Annotated in this window: 16 protein-coding genes; 3 read left to right on the plus strand and 13 right to left on the minus strand. The window is 38.2% G+C overall.

Annotation, left to right across the window (positions count from 1 at the left end):
* The first annotated feature begins 137 nt into the window (after nucleotides 1–137).
* A complete protein-coding gene (locus tag MLE14_RS02855; RefSeq protein ID WP_243296770.1) occupies nucleotides 138–617 on the plus strand; it encodes an Hsp20/alpha crystallin family protein in 480 nt (159 codons plus the stop codon).
* A gap of 85 nt (nucleotides 618–702) precedes the next feature.
* Here MLE14_RS02855 and MLE14_RS02860 read toward each other — a convergent pair whose 3' ends face one another.
* From MLE14_RS02860 to MLE14_RS02875, 4 genes are all read right to left on the minus strand, one after another.
* Nucleotides 703–1,251, minus strand: a complete 549-nt coding sequence (locus MLE14_RS02860) for a YppG family protein (RefSeq protein ID WP_243296771.1) — start codon at nucleotides 1,249–1,251, stop codon at nucleotides 703–705.
* A gap of 92 nt (nucleotides 1,252–1,343) precedes the next feature.
* A complete protein-coding gene (locus MLE14_RS02865) occupies nucleotides 1,344–1,709 on the minus strand; it encodes a YppE family protein (protein WP_243296772.1) in 366 nt (121 codons plus the stop codon).
* A 135-nt stretch (nucleotides 1,710–1,844) separates the two neighbouring features.
* A complete protein-coding gene (locus MLE14_RS02870; protein ID WP_243296773.1) occupies nucleotides 1,845–2,081 on the minus strand; it encodes a hypothetical protein in 237 nt (78 codons plus the stop codon).
* Nucleotides 2,082–2,422: 341 nt separating this feature from the next.
* Nucleotides 2,423–3,451 (minus strand): DUF2515 family protein, encoded by a 1,029-nt coding sequence (locus MLE14_RS02875; RefSeq protein WP_243296774.1) that lies wholly within the window; start codon nucleotides 3,449–3,451, stop codon nucleotides 2,423–2,425.
* 143 nt (nucleotides 3,452–3,594) lie between these two features.
* Here MLE14_RS02875 and recU point away from each other — a divergent pair, with 143 nt between their 5' ends.
* Entirely contained in the window at nucleotides 3,595–4,194 is a 600-nt protein-coding gene (gene recU, locus MLE14_RS02880; RefSeq protein ID WP_243296775.1) for a Holliday junction resolvase RecU, read from the plus strand.
* Between the two features lie 72 nt (nucleotides 4,195–4,266).
* Nucleotides 4,267–6,927, plus strand: a complete 2,661-nt coding sequence (locus MLE14_RS02885; protein ID WP_243296776.1) for a penicillin-binding protein 1A — start codon at nucleotides 4,267–4,269, stop codon at nucleotides 6,925–6,927.
* A 57-nt stretch (nucleotides 6,928–6,984) separates the two neighbouring features.
* Here the strand turns inward: MLE14_RS02885 and MLE14_RS02890 are convergent, their stop codons facing one another.
* The 9 genes from MLE14_RS02890 to MLE14_RS02930 all read right to left on the minus strand — a co-directional run bounded on the left by MLE14_RS02890 (nucleotide 6,985) and on the right by MLE14_RS02930 (nucleotide 15,933).
* Nucleotides 6,985–7,512: a YpoC family protein gene (locus tag MLE14_RS02890; RefSeq protein ID WP_243296777.1), complete on the minus strand. Its 528-nt coding sequence runs from the start codon at nucleotides 7,510–7,512 to the stop codon at nucleotides 6,985–6,987.
* A complete protein-coding gene (nth, locus tag MLE14_RS02895; protein ID WP_243296778.1) occupies nucleotides 7,512–8,165 on the minus strand; it encodes an endonuclease III in 654 nt (217 codons plus the stop codon). Before nth ends, MLE14_RS02890 begins: the two co-directional genes overlap by 1 nt.
* Nucleotides 8,166–8,189: 24 nt before the next feature.
* Nucleotides 8,190–8,894 (minus strand): DnaD domain-containing protein, encoded by a 705-nt coding sequence (locus tag MLE14_RS02900; protein ID WP_243296780.1) that lies wholly within the window; start codon nucleotides 8,892–8,894, stop codon nucleotides 8,190–8,192.
* A 162-nt stretch (nucleotides 8,895–9,056) separates the two neighbouring features.
* On the minus strand, nucleotides 9,057–10,349 hold the full coding sequence (gene asnS / locus MLE14_RS02905) for an asparagine--tRNA ligase (protein WP_243296783.1): 1,293 nt from the start codon (nucleotides 10,347–10,349) through the stop codon (nucleotides 9,057–9,059).
* A gap of 29 nt (nucleotides 10,350–10,378) precedes the next feature.
* Nucleotides 10,379–11,566, minus strand: coding sequence for a pyridoxal phosphate-dependent aminotransferase (locus MLE14_RS02910; protein ID WP_243296785.1), 1,188 nt, complete (start codon nucleotides 11,564–11,566; stop codon nucleotides 10,379–10,381).
* Nucleotides 11,563–12,057, minus strand: a complete 495-nt coding sequence (locus tag MLE14_RS02915; protein WP_243296787.1) for a cell wall elongation regulator TseB-like domain-containing protein — start codon at nucleotides 12,055–12,057, stop codon at nucleotides 11,563–11,565. Before MLE14_RS02915 ends, MLE14_RS02910 begins: the two co-directional genes overlap by 4 nt.
* 48 nt (nucleotides 12,058–12,105) lie before the next feature.
* A complete protein-coding gene (locus MLE14_RS02920; protein ID WP_243296788.1) occupies nucleotides 12,106–12,276 on the minus strand; it encodes a YpmA family protein in 171 nt (56 codons plus the stop codon).
* Between the two features lie 136 nt (nucleotides 12,277–12,412).
* Complete coding sequence (locus tag MLE14_RS02925) at nucleotides 12,413–13,255, minus strand: ComEC/Rec2 family competence protein (RefSeq protein WP_243296789.1); 843 nt, start codon at nucleotides 13,253–13,255, stop codon at nucleotides 12,413–12,415.
* 116 nt (nucleotides 13,256–13,371) lie between these two features.
* The gene (locus MLE14_RS02930; RefSeq protein WP_243296791.1) at nucleotides 13,372–15,933 is read right to left on the minus strand and encodes an exonuclease domain-containing protein; all 2,562 of its coding nucleotides are present in this window, start codon (nucleotides 15,931–15,933) and stop codon (nucleotides 13,372–13,374) included.

The raw sequence follows: 15,933 nt of genomic DNA on the forward strand, positions 1-15,933 counted from the left end.
TTCACTCCCTCTTCTTATTATACCGAAAATACGTTCGCAAAAAAGAGGATTCTGTACATTTAAAAGAAACATTAAGAAAGCTGTTCTCATATAATGTTAAAAAACATAACCAATCTATGGGAAAGGAGAATTCAGCAATGTCTCAAAAATATCCGGATAAAAACAAAAAAGGGAATGACCCATTTCAGGAAATGATGGTTTCGATGAATGATTTTTTTAATAATCGGCCCATAAAAGGTTTCTTGCAGAGCATTGATGAGTTTTTTAAAACTCCTGCTCCATTTGGATTTTCGAGTTTTCCTGTCCATGTAGAAGAAACAGATACAGAACACATCATTACGGCTGAGCTTCCAGGCATCAAAAAAGAGCAGCTAGAAATTGAAATGTTTGATCATTATGTGACAATTAGCATAAATAACTCTGAAGTAGAGACTAAGGAGGATTCAAAGCAGCATTATTATAAAAGGAGAGCATCTTATCAAAAATCAAGCCGGACCGTATCTTTGCCTCATACAATTAATCCTGAAAATGTAAAGGCACTCTATGAAAACGGATTGCTTACGATAATAATCCCAGCTCAAAAAGGGAAACGAATACAAATTGAAGGAGGAGAATAAGCTGTATTTTTAGAAAAGAGGCATGATTAGCTTCTTTTTATTTTTTTCCTCTATATAATAATTAACTAAAAAATAAGGGCTGACCCTATACTTTAAACATAGAGCCTAGCCCTTTTACCATGCTAGAAACTTGCTGAACAGCATGCATCATTTGTCCTGCTGTGTTAATCATTTTGTTTAAGTCAATAGATCCGTCCTGACTTTTAAATGAGTTTAAAAGAGATCCTCCAGGCTTTTGTTTTACAAACATTTGATGTTTTGGATACGGGTTCATAAATGGCGTTGTAACTTGCTGAGATTGAAATAACGGATTCATATTCTGTTGAGGGGGCTGAAGCGGGTTTTGCAATAATTGATCTGGTGATAACTGCTGCTGATAAGATGGATTAGCATATGTCAAATATGGATTATATGAATTTGTATTCGGCCAAACCCCTTGGTAACTGTTAATGCTAGAGGGCTGAACAGCAGGCTGAATGGGATGTGACCCAAAATTTGGATTATTAGGCAAATATGGATAAAGGCTAGAGCTATTTCCAAACTGAGAATTGAAAGGAACTTGAGTATTGCCAGGAAAATAGCCCTGCTGATTTATATATGGAAGATGTCTGGACATTCTGCGTATTGCTTTCATATTCAATCCACTCCTTTTCCTACCACTATTTATACTATGATTAGGCAGAAGCGGAGGTGCATAAGGCACCGGGAATGAAGAAGCTAATTATATTATTCTCTTTTGTTTTGAATGGCAAACAGCAGATTTTTAAGAACATACTCTACGGACTCCGCATAATGACGGAACCGTGTTAAACTTGTTTTCGGAAAAAAGCATTGAATCGATATCATATCTAAATTTTCGGCGGTATGTGTAATTTGTTGCGGATGCAAATTCTTTACGGGATTTTGTTTCAGCCATTGGATGGATAGGGGCTCCCATTGATCTAGCAATGCTTTTACACCATCCGCAAATGGTTTTACTTCCTGATAAAAATCCCTTTCTTGATTCTCCTTTTTTACATCAGCAAAAATCGCTTTGATTTCATCGTTTTTTTGCAATAGCTCTTCTGTTAATTCGAACAATTTCTGTTCCAATTTATTCTACCTCACTAACCGTAATAGGAAAACACAATACATTACAAAAAAGCAGTGAGACATATGCTCCTGCTTCCATTATTAATTGCTATTCCTATTATAATTGAAGGATTATGGTCAAATCTAGCTTTGTGATTACCCTACCCTTTTGCGTATTGGAAAGAAATTGGATGACTCCTCTTTAATTTGCTGAAATTGCTCTTGGGCAGCCTGTAAATCTCCTTCTGCTTTTTGAACTCTTTTATTCGTTAATTCCATGAATTCTCTCTCTCTTTGCTCATAAGATTCCGCAAACAAGGCTTCTAGCTCAATTAATTCCTTTTCAATCTCTAATAACTGATGTATGACCTCTTCTGAAGAAATGGCTATCATAATTTCCATCCTCCTTTTCTTTAGTCATCTATATTCTTCCCGGTTTTAGAAAACTCCTTCACCTATGACAAAACTAGAAGTAAAGCGGCAAAGAAAGTGGGGAAGTGACAATTTTTTTATCCGTTTGCAATCTCTCCCATCGCATATTTTTAATTCATTCGACAAAACCTATTAAAAGGAGGTGCGGTACGATGGGTAAAAATGATAGTGTACAACAACGGCTTAAAAAGGAAGAAAATAAAGGGAGAAAAGGTGCTATTAAAGGAAATCCGAAACTAAATGGTCCCGATAAACCTTCTACTTAAGCAGACTTCATACATTATGGAGGTTACACGCAGGTGTTACCTCCTATTTATTTTTTGTTTTTTTCTATATTGAAAAGCTTGCTCGACTGAAATGAATGCTTTCATTTCATATTGCTTTCCCTCAAACCAATCTGTTAAATCGATCGCTTTATCCGGTAGAACGGCAGACCTCCAATTTCTGCCCACACGAAAATATTTCTCCCATAAACAAGAATCGGTATCCGAAATAGTATGATGAATGACTGGGAAAGTCGTTCTTAAAAATGGAGTGGTGCGAAACTTCTTTTTACCCTGATATTGTTCATAATCCCACCTTGATCCTGTGGGTTCTGTCTCATTGGAAAAGGCCAAAAACGCAGGCAGCAAATTAGGAGCAAATAAAATAGATGCGAGCCGTTTCCCCAATTTAATCCTTTCTTTGTGATTTCTAAATTGGGATACACTTGAACCATACAGCTTTCCTGACTTAGTCGGGAAAAGAACGCAGCTATAATGAAAGGAATCCTGCAGCCCAAACAATTTCGTTTTAAAAACATGTTTTTTGAAAATTGGATTATCAATAACTGGCCTTTGAATAAGATGCTGTTCATTCACGATTAATGCAAACAATAATCTTTCTTCATCTTTATTTTGCTGAAAATTTCTCCATTCCCGCACCATAAATTGGGAAACGTTAAATTTAGGGAGAATGTGAAACAAATTACGCTTAATGTTCGTCATATAATGGTAGACCAAAAGCTGTGGATAGGCATCTTGGAAAATAAGCCAATTTGCTCTTTCATAGGTAAGGAACAATTGGTATCTAAAATGCTTAGATAAAAGTTTGGGATGCCATTCTCCCTCAAGATCACACATATTCCAGCCAGTATTTCTGGAAACCATGCTGGCGAGAAATGCCCATCTTATTTCAGGATGACTCTGAAAAAATTGAGCATATGCTTTTGTGCGGGAGATATTATCCAAGTTAGATTGATTCACTTGATAACTTATCAGGTGAATGATTTCTTCGTCTGTTACAGTTTTGGGTGAATCGTTTATTTTTCTCAGGATTGGGTATATATTCATGAGCTATCTTTCTCCAATTTCTAATCGTTAAATAATTGTCTTAATTTTGTTGGGTATAGTTATTAAATTGGAAGAGTATACATCTTTTTATTCCTTTTCATTAAAACTTTGGTATGATGAAATGGAAATGAGAGGTGGATGGTTTGAACATTCGATACCCAAATGGCAAAAGATATACAGTTCCGCACATAAACCATAAGGAAACTTCGCCAATTGAATATGGTAAAAGAGGAATGACCCTTGAGGAGGATCTGAACGCAACCAATGAGTACTATCGGCAATCGGGAATAGCTGTCATTCATAAAAAGCCGACGCCTATTCAAATCGTTCAAGTAGATTATCCAAAAAGAAGTTCTGCCGTTATTAAAGAAGCTTATTTTCGGCAGCCTTCTACGACAGATTATAACGGAGTTTATAAAGGTAGATATATAGATTTTGAGGCAAAAGAAACGAATAACAAAACATCTTTTCCACTGAAAAATGTTCATGAACATCAAATAGAACATATGAGAGCGGTCATACAGCAGCAAGGAATTACATTTATCATTATTCGCTTTGGTCTAACAGATGAATTATTTTTATTAGAAGGCATTCATTTGCTTTCCTTTTGGCATCGAATGGCTAACGGAGGGAGAAAATCTATTTCAAAGGAAGAACTAAAAGAAGTGGGTCATTCAATTTCCATTGGTTTCCAACCAAGAATTGACTATATAAAAATCATAGACAGATTTCTATTGACTTGATAAAATTGTTTTTTTAGATTATCCCTTCTGCACAATATAAAAACCAGGGATAGTGAAAGGTGGGTAAGCAAGATGAGTGAACAATATAAAAGTCGCGAACAACGAAGAAAGCAGCTTGCCGCTCAAAAGGGGAAAAATAAAGAAAGCAATAAAGGTTTAATCAAGAAAATTGCACTTTGGATTGTAGCCATCGGTATACTAGGGATGATTGCCGGCGGTTCAGTTTTTGCATATTGGGCAAGCCAAGCACCTGAATTGGACCCTGCCCTTCTGAAAGATCCTGTTTCCTCTGAAGTCTATGCAATGGATGGAACATTGATTAGAGAAATTGGTACAGAGCAACGGGATGTAATTGCCTTTAAAGATATTCCTGATGTTGTTAAAGAAGCTTTTCTGGCAACTGAAGATGCAAGATTTTACAAGCATAAAGGAATTGATGTGATCCGGATTGGCGGAGCTGTCATCGCTAATATTACAGACGGGTTTGGAGCTGAAGGGGCCAGTACAATAACGCAGCAGGTTATAAAAAACTCATTTTTATCTCCAGAAAAGACGATTGAACGAAAAGTTCAGGAAATGTGGTTAGCCTTCCAGCTCGAACAGCAATATGAGAAAGATGAAATTTTTGAGATGTACCTTAATAAGATATTCATGGGTGAAAACATCTATGGCGTAGCAACCGCCTCAAATTACTATTTTGGGAAGCCTTTAGATCAGCTTTCCGCTGATACGCCTAAGGAAGTCGCTTTAGCCCAGGCAGCCATGCTCGCAGGTCTTCCGCAAAGTCCAAACCGTTATGATCCTTTTGAAAATCCGGAGGAAGCAAAACAGCGTCGGAATACGGTTTTATATTTAATGAATAAGCATGGCTACATTACGAAGGAAGAAATGGAAAAAGCCCAAGCTGTTGAAATAGCAGCTATGGTTAAAAAAACAGATCCAAAACTTGAAGAAGAAAAAGATCCGTATGAAGATTTTGTCGATTATGTAATAGATGAGGTGCAAAAAAAATATCCAGACTATGATATTTTTTCTGATGGATTAAAAATTTATACAACCTTAGATCCAAATGCTCAAAAATTTGTGTATGATGCCCTTGAAACAAATCAGGTTGTGGAATACCCTGATGAGGAATTTCAAGCTGGCATTACTCTTCTTGATACGCAAACCGGCGCGATTCGCGCTATTGGTGGCGGCAGAAATCAAGAAGTACAGCGCGGTTTCAATTATGCAACTGACTTAGAAAGACAACCAGGTTCAACTATCAAACCGATATTGGATTATGGTCCAGCCATAGAATATTTGAAATGGTCAACCTATCATCAAATCGTTGATGAACCTTACACCTACTCTAAAGGAACTCCGGTTGGAAACTGGGACGATGATTATTATGGACAAATGTCAATTAGACGGGCATTGGCCATGTCCCGAAATATCCCAGCCGTCAAAGCCTTACAAGAGGTTGGCTTAGAAAATGCCCAAAAATTTGCGGTCCAGCTAGGTCTTCCGCTTCAGGATGAAATTTATGAATCCTATGCAATTGGTGGTCTTGAAAAAGGTGTATCTCCTCTACAAATGGCTGGTGCATATGCAGCATTTGGAAATGAGGGTGTATATACAGAACCTTATGCAATCACCAAAATTGTGTCAAGAGATGGAACTGAAATCGAAACAAAGCCAAAATCTGACCTTGTTATGCAAGATTACACAGCGTTTATGATTTCTGATATGTTAAAAAGTGTATTTGACCCTGCCTATGACGGGACAGCAACAGTTGCTCAAATTCCGGGTCTGCCGATGGCTGGTAAAACAGGAACGACAAACTATACAGAAGAGGACCGCCAAAAACACGGTATCGATGGAAGAGCCGTGCCAGATTCATGGATGGTCGGCTATACAACCAAGTATACAACCGCAATCTGGACTGGTTATTCCAACTACTTCCAGCCTGTACAGCCTGGAAATGATCAGAAAATAGCGCGTCATCTTTATAAAGCTATCATGCAAAAAGTTCATGAAGGTGTTGATACACCAGACTTTACCGTCCCAAAAAGTGTGGTCGAGTCACCAGTTGAGGTGGGATCTACCCCAGCTAAACTGCCGAGTGAATATACACCTGAAAATAAAATTGTGTATGAATGGTTTGTAAAAGGAACAGAACCTAAAGAAGTGTCTGAAGCTTATGATATCCCAGATGCAGTTGCAAACTTAGCAGCAGTCTATGATGAGGAAACGAATGAAATTCTCTTAACCTGGGATTATGATACGAAAAATAAAAATCAAAAAGTACAATTTGATATTGAAGTATCCTTGAATCAAGGACCAATGCAGCCTTTAACCTCAACAACTGAAAAGAATCTGCGACTGCAGGATGCAATGCCTGGTGCGGTATACACTTTCAGAGTTACAGCTGCGGATGGAGAAACGAAGAGTGAACCTGCTGAGGTAACCGTTGAAATACCAGAAGCCGAGCAGGATAATCCTTTGGATGACCTATTCCCTGACGATGGAAATGGCAGCAATGGGGGAGAACCTGGACAAGGTAATGGTAATGGCAACGGAAATGGTAATGGCAACGGAAATGGCGGCAATGATGGTGATGGTGATGGTGATGGCGAAGGTGATGGAAACAGTCCGCCGCCTGACGATGGAGAAGGTGACGGTGAAGGAGATATTATTCCTTTCCCTCCTCCGCCTGACGAAGACTCAGTGGAACAGCCGGAGCAGCCATGATTGAATAAAGAAGTATGAGAAGATAGTGTCGGAAATATACTAAAAGCCAAAGGAAAATCAGATTTTCCTTTGGCTTTTTATTTTTGCTACGACTATGTCCTTCATCAATTGCTTTTCGGATTCGTTAAAAAGTTCTCCCAACTGAATATAAGAGTGAAACAATGTAGGTTTTTCCATAATAAATGAAAGCCTGTCTTTGATATTAGCAGGTTTGATACTCAGTTCATTAAGCGCAGCAAAGAGATCTTGAAGTACTACAGGTTTTCCATTCCCCCAAAATAGAAGCATTGTGTATAGCTGGAGTCCCTTTACCATATTAGGGAGTGCCGCTTCACTGTTTCGGTCTTTAAAAAATGTTTGGATATCTCCTGTAACAGCCTTCCATTCTTGAACCACACTTTGAACAGCCGGTTCCCGATTTTCCCAAGGTTTTATGGCGGGATGGCCATAATGATAGGCAATATCATATCGAAAACTAGGGTGTAGCTGTTTCCAATCGAGTAATGAATCTTCATATTCCCAAGTAATATCAGGAAGAAGCAAAGGGTGCCTCATCAGAGGGAGAACATTTAACAGCTCTGTCACTATTCTTCCAGTCCCCTCATACGTTTTTTTCCTTCACGGCAAAAGGAAAGCAACGGACACTCCGGACAGTTTGGATTTTGAGCTTTACAATGGTATCTTCCAAAAAAAATAAGGCGGTGGTGTGTAATCCCCCATTCATCTTTTGGAACTTTTTTCATCAATGTTTTTTCAACTTCAAGCACAGAGTCTTTCCAGCGGCATATACCTAGCCGCTTTGAGACTCTTTCAACATGAGTATCAACAGCAATCGCTGGAATACCGAAGGCTACTGAAACGACTACATTTGCCGTCTTTCTGCCCACGCCTGGCAGTTTGGTCAGCTCATCTCTGTCTGTTGGAACTTGTCCATCATATTCATTTAAGAGAATGGAACAAAGTTTTTGGATATTTTTTGCTTTATTCCGATACAGCCCTATCGAACGAATGTCGTTTTGAAGTTCTTCTAAAGAAACGGCTAAGTAGTCCTCAGGCTTTTTATATTTATTAAACAGCTGAGCTGTTACTTTATTGACAAGAACATCTGTACACTGTGCTGACAAAAGCACTGCAATCACTAATTCAAAGGGATTAGAATGGTTCAGTTCACAATGTGCGTCAGGAAACATATCTTCTATTCTGTCTAAACATTCCCGAATTTCCTTTTTGGTTAACATTCTATTCTGTTCACCTGCTTTCTTTTAGTCTTCCTCAAGCCAGTTGTAAAATGGCAATTCTTTAGATGAAGTTGGAGCGGTATGTTCTTTCTTTTGTTTTTGATACAGTCTAAATTTTCGGCCGTGCTCTGCAGCCTCTTGCGGGGTTTGTATTCCATTTCTCTTCCATTCGAACAAAATTCGATCAATATATCTAAAGTTTACCTTTGCAGATAATACAGCTTCTTTTAATGCTGCTAATATAAGTTCTGGAGACTGGTGATCCTGGTCGAGCCACATCGAAAGAGTTTCAACTTCAAATGGAGAAAGCGGACGTCCAAATTCTTTCTCAAAGGTCTGATAAAGATTAGCTTCTTTCTTTTGTTTATCGTCCTTTTCCAGTTGTTTTTTCTCCTGATGTAAAAACAAATAAAGCTTTTCCCAGAGCGGATCTAAAGAATATTGCTCATATAAAATATCTTCTTCTGTTTTTCCATTCCGGATAAGTAAAAATCCTTTTTGAATAAGCCTTCTTAACAAATACGTGCATTGCTCGCTTGACATAGTGGTCCTGGACGCCAGTTCTTCATAAGTCGGAAATGTATTCCCTCTTTCAATAAAGGATTGAAGATGCAAAAGCAGGGTAAACTCTGCTTCATTTATACCGAGATCTTTATAATGCTGCAAAAAATAAAGCGGAAGGAATACGGAGCCCCCCTGCATAAACGAAATAAACGATTTTTGGTCCATAGATTGACACCTCATGATCATTATATCAGAACGGGACGAAACGATAATGGATAAAGCATAAAGGAAGGGCCAGTCCCCTCTCTTACATATACAGTAAATAACAAAGACTTTACTGTATACATCTGTAAAATACGAAAGGGGGCAGACCCTTTTGGCAATTTATTATGGATATAAGCGGTTGAGCAGTCTTGGGAACGGAATTGTTTCACGGATATGATCTACCCCGCTAATCCACGCAACGGTGCGCTCAAGCCCCAGACCAAATCCGGAGTGTGGAACGCTTCCGTATTTTCTAAGATCTAAGTACCACTTATAGTTTTCAGCTGGAAGCTTATGTTCTTCCATTCTCTGTTTTAAGAGCTCTGGATCATGGATTCTTTCTGAGCCTCCAATGATTTCTCCGTATCCTTCAGGTGCTATCAGGTCGGCACAAAGAACAACGTCATCGCGGTCCGGATGCGGCTGCATATAGAAAGGTTTAATCCCTACCGGATAATTCATGATAAACACAGGTTTATCAAAGGATTCAGCAATCGCCGTTTCGTGAGGGGCCCCAAAATCATCGCCCCACTCTATATCATCGAACCCTTTTTCGTGTAACAGTTTAATCGCATCATCGTAGGAAATGCGAGGGAAAGGTGCTTTGATGTTTTCCAGTTTTGACGTATCACGTTCCAATGTGTTCAGTTCTAATTGGCAATTCTCCAAAACAGATTGAACAATAAAGCTTACATATTCTTCTTGAACCCTTAAATTATCCTCTTGCGTGTAAAAAGCCATCTCCGGTTCAATCATCCAGAATTCAATCAAATGTTTTCTAGTCTTTGATTTTTCCGCACGGAAAGTCGGACCAAAAGAGAACACTTTTCCAAGTGCCATAGCAGCGGCCTCCATATACAATTGACCGCTTTGGGACAAATAGGCATCTTCATCAAAATATTTCGTATGGAATAATTCAGTGGTACCTTCTGGGGCACTTCCTGTAAGAATAGGAGGATCCACTTTAACAAAGCCTTCTTTGTTAAAAAACTCATATGTGGCCCGGATAATTTCATTTCTGATTTTCATAATCGCGTGCTGTTTACGGGAACGAAGCCATAGGTGGCGATGATCCATCAGAAATTCAGTTCCATGTTCTTTTGGAGTAATCGGATAATCAGTTGCCTCATGGATGATTTCAATATCTTTCACTGCCAATTCATAGCCAAGCGGTGATCTTTCATCTTTTCGAACGGTAGCTGTCACATAAAGTGAACTTTCTTGCGTAATAGATTTTGCTTTTGCAAAAACTTCTTCAGGAACTTCATTTTTTACAACGACTCCCTGAATAAACCCAGTTCCATCTCTTAATTGCAAAAAGGCAATTTTCCCGCTAGAACGCTTATTGGCTAACCATGCGCCAATCGTGATTTCCTGATCTAAATAGTTTGCTACTTCTCTAATTGTAACTTTCAATTAAATAACCTCCAACATCCATTCCATCTTTATTTAACAGAATTATTGATTACAAATTGATGAATACGATCCAAAGCCTCTAAAAGCAACTCTTTTGATGTTGCATAAGAAATGCGAAGGTAATCAGGTGCGCCGAAGCCTGACCCTGGAACGACTGCCACAAGAGCTTGATCTAGTAAAGCTTTAGCAAAGTCATCAACATTTTCAAAACCTGTCATCTCTGCAGCCTCTCTCGCATTAGGGAACAAATAAAAAGCTCCTTGTGGTTTAACACAGGTAAACCCTGGAATGTTGATTAATTTTTCATATACCTCTTCTAATCTTTGAGCAAAAGCCTGTCGCATCATTTCAACAGATTGCTGATCTCCCTTGTATGCAGCGATGGCGCCATACTGAGATAACGAAGTTGGGTTTGACGTACTGTGGCTTGCCAGATTTGTCATGGCTTTAATCAGATCCTTATTTCCGGCTGCAAAACCAATTCTCCATCCAGTCATCGAATGTGATTTTGAAACTCCATTAATAATAATGGTAATTTCTTTTATTTCAGGTGATAATTGCGCAATTGAAACATGTTTATGGCCATTATAGGTTAATTTTTCATAAATCTCATCGGAGATGATTAAAATGTTATTCTCTAAACAAAACTGCCCGATTTCCTGTAATTCCTCAGCTGAATAAATCATTCCAGTGGGGTTGGAAGGAGAATTGACCACTAACGCTTTTGTGCGTTCAGTTACGGCTTCTTTCAGCTGCTCAACGGTAACTTTAAAATCATTTTCTTCTTTACCTTCTACAAATACAGGTGTTCCTTCAGCCAGCTTGACTTGTTCCGGATAGCTGACCCAGTAAGGGGATGGAATAATGACTTCGTCTCCTTCATTTAAGAGCGCTTGAAACAGCAGATATAAATTATGTTTTGCACCAGAGGCAATCATAATCTCAGACAGATCATATTCAAGTGCCTGATCTGTTTTTAATTTTTCTTGAATCGCTTCCTTTAGAGCAGGCAAACCGCCGGAAGGTGTATATTTTGTTTTGCCTTCCTCCATACTTTTAATAGCTGCATTAATAATATGGGGAGGTGTATTAAAGTCTGGTTCTCCCGCACCCAATCCAATCACGTCATGACCTTCATCTTTCAGTTGTTTCGCTTTAGCCGTAATCGCAAGAGTCGAAGACGGGGTTAATGCAGCGACACGATTTGACAGTTTCATGAAGAAACTCCTCCTTGACTATATTGGTAATAACGAATCCAATCTCCTGTTAAAAAGGAGACTTGGAGGAAAGTATATCTATTGTTTTTATCTATAAAGGTAAGCTCCCATAACGGTCGCTTATCTGCATATCCTAGTTTAATATCTATTACCTCAGAAATATCCCACTCATCTTGGAATGACTGGAGGACTTCTTCTTTTGAAATCCCTTCGCTTGCTTGATACTCAGCAACGACAGTTAGATTTTCCGCATCCATCCATACAATCGTTTCTTCTCCGGCCTGATTTTTACCCGTTACAATAAAATACTCTTCTTTATAGCGAAACCAGTCAAACTCCTCTGCCGTTTTTAGGCTCGATTTTTCCAATGCGGCTGAAAAGGCTAACTCTTCTTTGTCTTTATATGGCTGAATCGAAAAATAAAGGAGAATTGAAATCGCAATTCCCGCTAAAACGAACAAGCCAAGCCCTAGATTGATCCACTTTTTCATTGTTTACAGCTCAATCCCTTTTCTGTCTTCTATCTGCAGTAAATTTACCTATGTACGGTATATCGTAAAAATAGCAATATTCGGGTCTTTTTTATCAAGTGACAAGCCAAACATTAAATCTTCTTTTTTTAAAGTCCGATTCAGAATATCCACAATTTTATATAGATCGTTGGAGTATTCAATCCGAATCGTAGATAGTATTTCAATCTGATTACCCATAAAAACCTCCGACTGCATAAGGTTACATCCAACTTAACCTGAATTAAATGATCTTTCGCTTCTTATAAGGATAAATCCTCTCTCATTATAACAACATGGCCGTCAAACAAAAACTATTTTCAAGCATATTTTTTCTTTATTCTTTTCCTTTTGGATGTATATGGATAATTTCGTATGTAACATCTGTACATTTAATCGTAATCGTTCCATGTTCCTTTGTTAGATAAGCATCGATCCACATATCATTTAATAGCTTCACCATTTTTTCATTCGGTTTAATGGAATCCATATTAAATAATATCGCTACTTGAGGATCGATGTGTTTCGCCAATTTCCTTGTAATTGCCTGTCCCCCATAATTGGGAAGCTTTACGATATTAACATCTTGCAATTTTTCAGACAGCAATTTTGATTCGCTATCCGTTCCATAAGAACTTAAAAATAAAAAACGGTGAGCAAAAAAAGTAATCGAGAAGTCCATTCCCTCCGTTGGAGAAGTTCCGTTATATAGAACTTCTAACTTTACATCAGGGCGCAATTCAATTCGTGTTCCGCTATCCCACCACTGTACGGCAATATCACTTGGATAAGTGTGGTTGCCTTTCCATTGCTGAAAAAGCCGATTCGAGAGAATAATCTGCCGTGACTGATAGCGTTTGATCACATGTTCTAAATTTCCGATATACCCAGGGTCTTCTTTTGTGATAATTACTGTTGAAATTCGTTTGACCCCATAAAGATTCAGCCAATAATCCAATTCTTTTTGGCTTGAACTTGCTCCCGTGTTAATTAAAAGATTTTCTCCATCTGGAAACTGTAAAAGGGTTGCCTCTCCATTTGTTAAAGCAAAAAAAGTAAACGCAATTTCCTGTTCTCTCAAATTGACATCAATTCGTTCAACAGATGAGGGTATTGCGGAGTTATTCCAAATAAATGATACAAACAAAATGAATGCTGCGAGTTTCTGGGAAAATAACATGAATGGCTCCTCCTACAGAAAACTTGGCTAACGCCAAGACCAACACCTAACAAAAAAACTCCTTACGAAAGCAAAAAATGCATTTTTTCATTAGTGTTGACCTTATTGGAGGAGATTCATGCATTTAAATCAAAAGGTACCCATTCGAGACCGTCAATGGACTGGATAAACGTTTTGCCATACTCCGATTTCCAAACTCTTGAATCCAACAGATATATCCGATTATTCGGGAAGTTAATTTTTGCAAACAGCCTTTTAAGCCTTAATACAGCATAAGGTAGACTAAAATGATAAAAAGAATTCCTGCCCTCTTTCTCACATTCCTCTGCCTGAAGCTTATGATATAGATCCTTTGGTGATAAAAAAGGAAGCTTTGTAATAATAAACGCATCACGACTCTCTTCATTGCTGGTGTAGTCGGTAGAAAATTGACTCCCAATGTAGATCGCCTTATCAAAACGATTCATCTGCTTTAACAATCTGCCAATACTCGCCTGACTTTGTGATAGTAATACAAATCCTTCAAGATTTTGTAATGTTTGAATCGCCTCTGTTAAGGCTTGAGTTTCCTCATAAGAGCTAGTGAGAACAAAAACTTTATCATACTCCTTGCAGACTTGAGCTGTAAATGATGCTATCTGCTCAATACTGGAATTTTTATCTCCTATATACAATTGATTTGTTTTCTTCTCTTTTTCTTTATAGACACTAACCTGGTTCAGCGTCAACCCAAAAGATTTAGCAGAAAATAAAAATGAACGGTTTACGGAAAATGCAGATGATAAAAAGACAGCAGAGATTCCGTGTGTCTTCAGAAATTCGCCAAATTGTCTAGAAGCCAATAAAGGTCTTGAAATAATAGCTGTATAATTACTCATACCTCTTGTGTCCGTTTCAATCCATTTCGTGACCCCGTAACCGGCTGGTGAGATAAAGGATTGCAGAGTTTGAATCATCTCTTCTGCTTCTGCTATAAAAGGCTCCCAATCAATCCTCAGTTGATAATAAGAATCCGATGTCCCTGAAAGTTGATTAAATTGTTTTGATAAGTAAGATATCAGCTCTTTTAATGAAAATAACAACCTTTCTCCTGCATACAGAAAAGAATCTAAAGTATGGGAGGGTTGCAACGGTGCAGAAACATAAGGAGAAAAGCCTGCTATTGATTCCTCGTGCAATAGAGCATAATCGGCAGCCAACTGAAAAAAATCTTCACTCTCTTCCTTTAGCTTTTCGAAAAATTCTTTTGCAGCAAAACTTCTCTTTCCCGTTTGACCATGGGACATTATTTTATTTAAAAATGGTCCTTCCAGCTGTTTAAGCCAGACACGAAACGAAACAAAAGTCAGTTTTTTTCCAAAATATTTTGGCATCTGCTCTACTAATATTTCTGGCTGATCTAATAGACAATAATATGGCCGATTCAGACTATTTTCCAGATAGAGCGATTCAGATAAAAACATAGGGTAGTTTGTAATTAAACAGTCCGCCTGCGATGCCTCGATAAGTGTGCGCTGATAAAAGGAAATGGCTGGAGCTGGATCATGTTGTCCATCCCTTGCATCTGTCGAAATCTTTATCCAAAAATCCTCCGATGAACTGGAAAGATTTAATTCATCTACATCTCCTTTATCTGTCTCTAACAGCCATACTAAAATCTGCATCTTCGTCAATACATGATCATAGTTAGGATCGTCTTCTTTCAAGACCTGACTGAATTTTTTCAACGAAAGATAATGATGCTTCCCTTTTAGTGTTGCAATAGAAATATTTCCTATTTCTTGATTAAAAAATGATTCCCACTTTTTTGGTTCCCGGGTAATAATCCATAACTGTTCATCAAATTGATTCTTAATCGATAAAGCTAAACTTTCAATAAAGCGAGGGGTTACTTGGTTTACTTCATAAAAGAACTGTTTTCCTTCGCTCCATGCTGTCTGTATGGTTTTGATTCTTTCATGAATGGCAGGAGACTGTGCCTCAGGTGAATCCCCCTTGTTTTTACTTGGAGGCGTATATCCTTTTAACCAAATCCCATTATAATAGGAAAAAGATTCAATATGATCGTTGTGCTCCTTCTGCAAAAGTATAGATTGCAAAAGCAGCTGTATATCACTTTTTAAATACAATGATAGCTGTTCAAGTTGTTTAAGTGTTTCAATAGGAAGCTGTTTTAGCTTTTGCATCATTTTTTGGAAAATCCGAGCTGTTACTTCAGCATCAGCGTCTGCCCGATGAGGAGATGAATGATCAATATCCAATTCCCTCGCTAACCCCTGAAGAGAAAAGCTTTGGGATGTCGGATACAGAAATCGTGCTAATTCAACTGTGTCAATGACGTTCCCATCAAAGATTGGAAAGCCATTTCGTTTATACTCCTCTTGCAAAAACGTTAGATCAAATGCGCTATTATGGGCAACGATACATGCACCCTTGCACATATCAATAAAGGGCCCGACGGCTTCTTTAAAAACGGGTGCGTCCTTCACTAACATTTCATCTATTCCAGTTAATTCAGTAATAAAAGAAGGGATCGATCGCTTTGGCTGAATAAAGGTAGAATAGAGACTCGTGATCTCTCCATTTTCAATTAATACAGCACCAAGCTGGATAATGCGATCATCAGCTTTTACTTTATTGCCTGTCGTTTCAAGATCAACCACTACAAAGCGATTCAT

It is taken from the genome of Bacillus litorisediminis (genome assembly GCF_022808645.1).
In the GTDB taxonomy this organism is placed as follows: Bacteria; Bacillota; Bacilli; order Bacillales; family JC228; genus Bacillus_BF; species Bacillus_BF litorisediminis.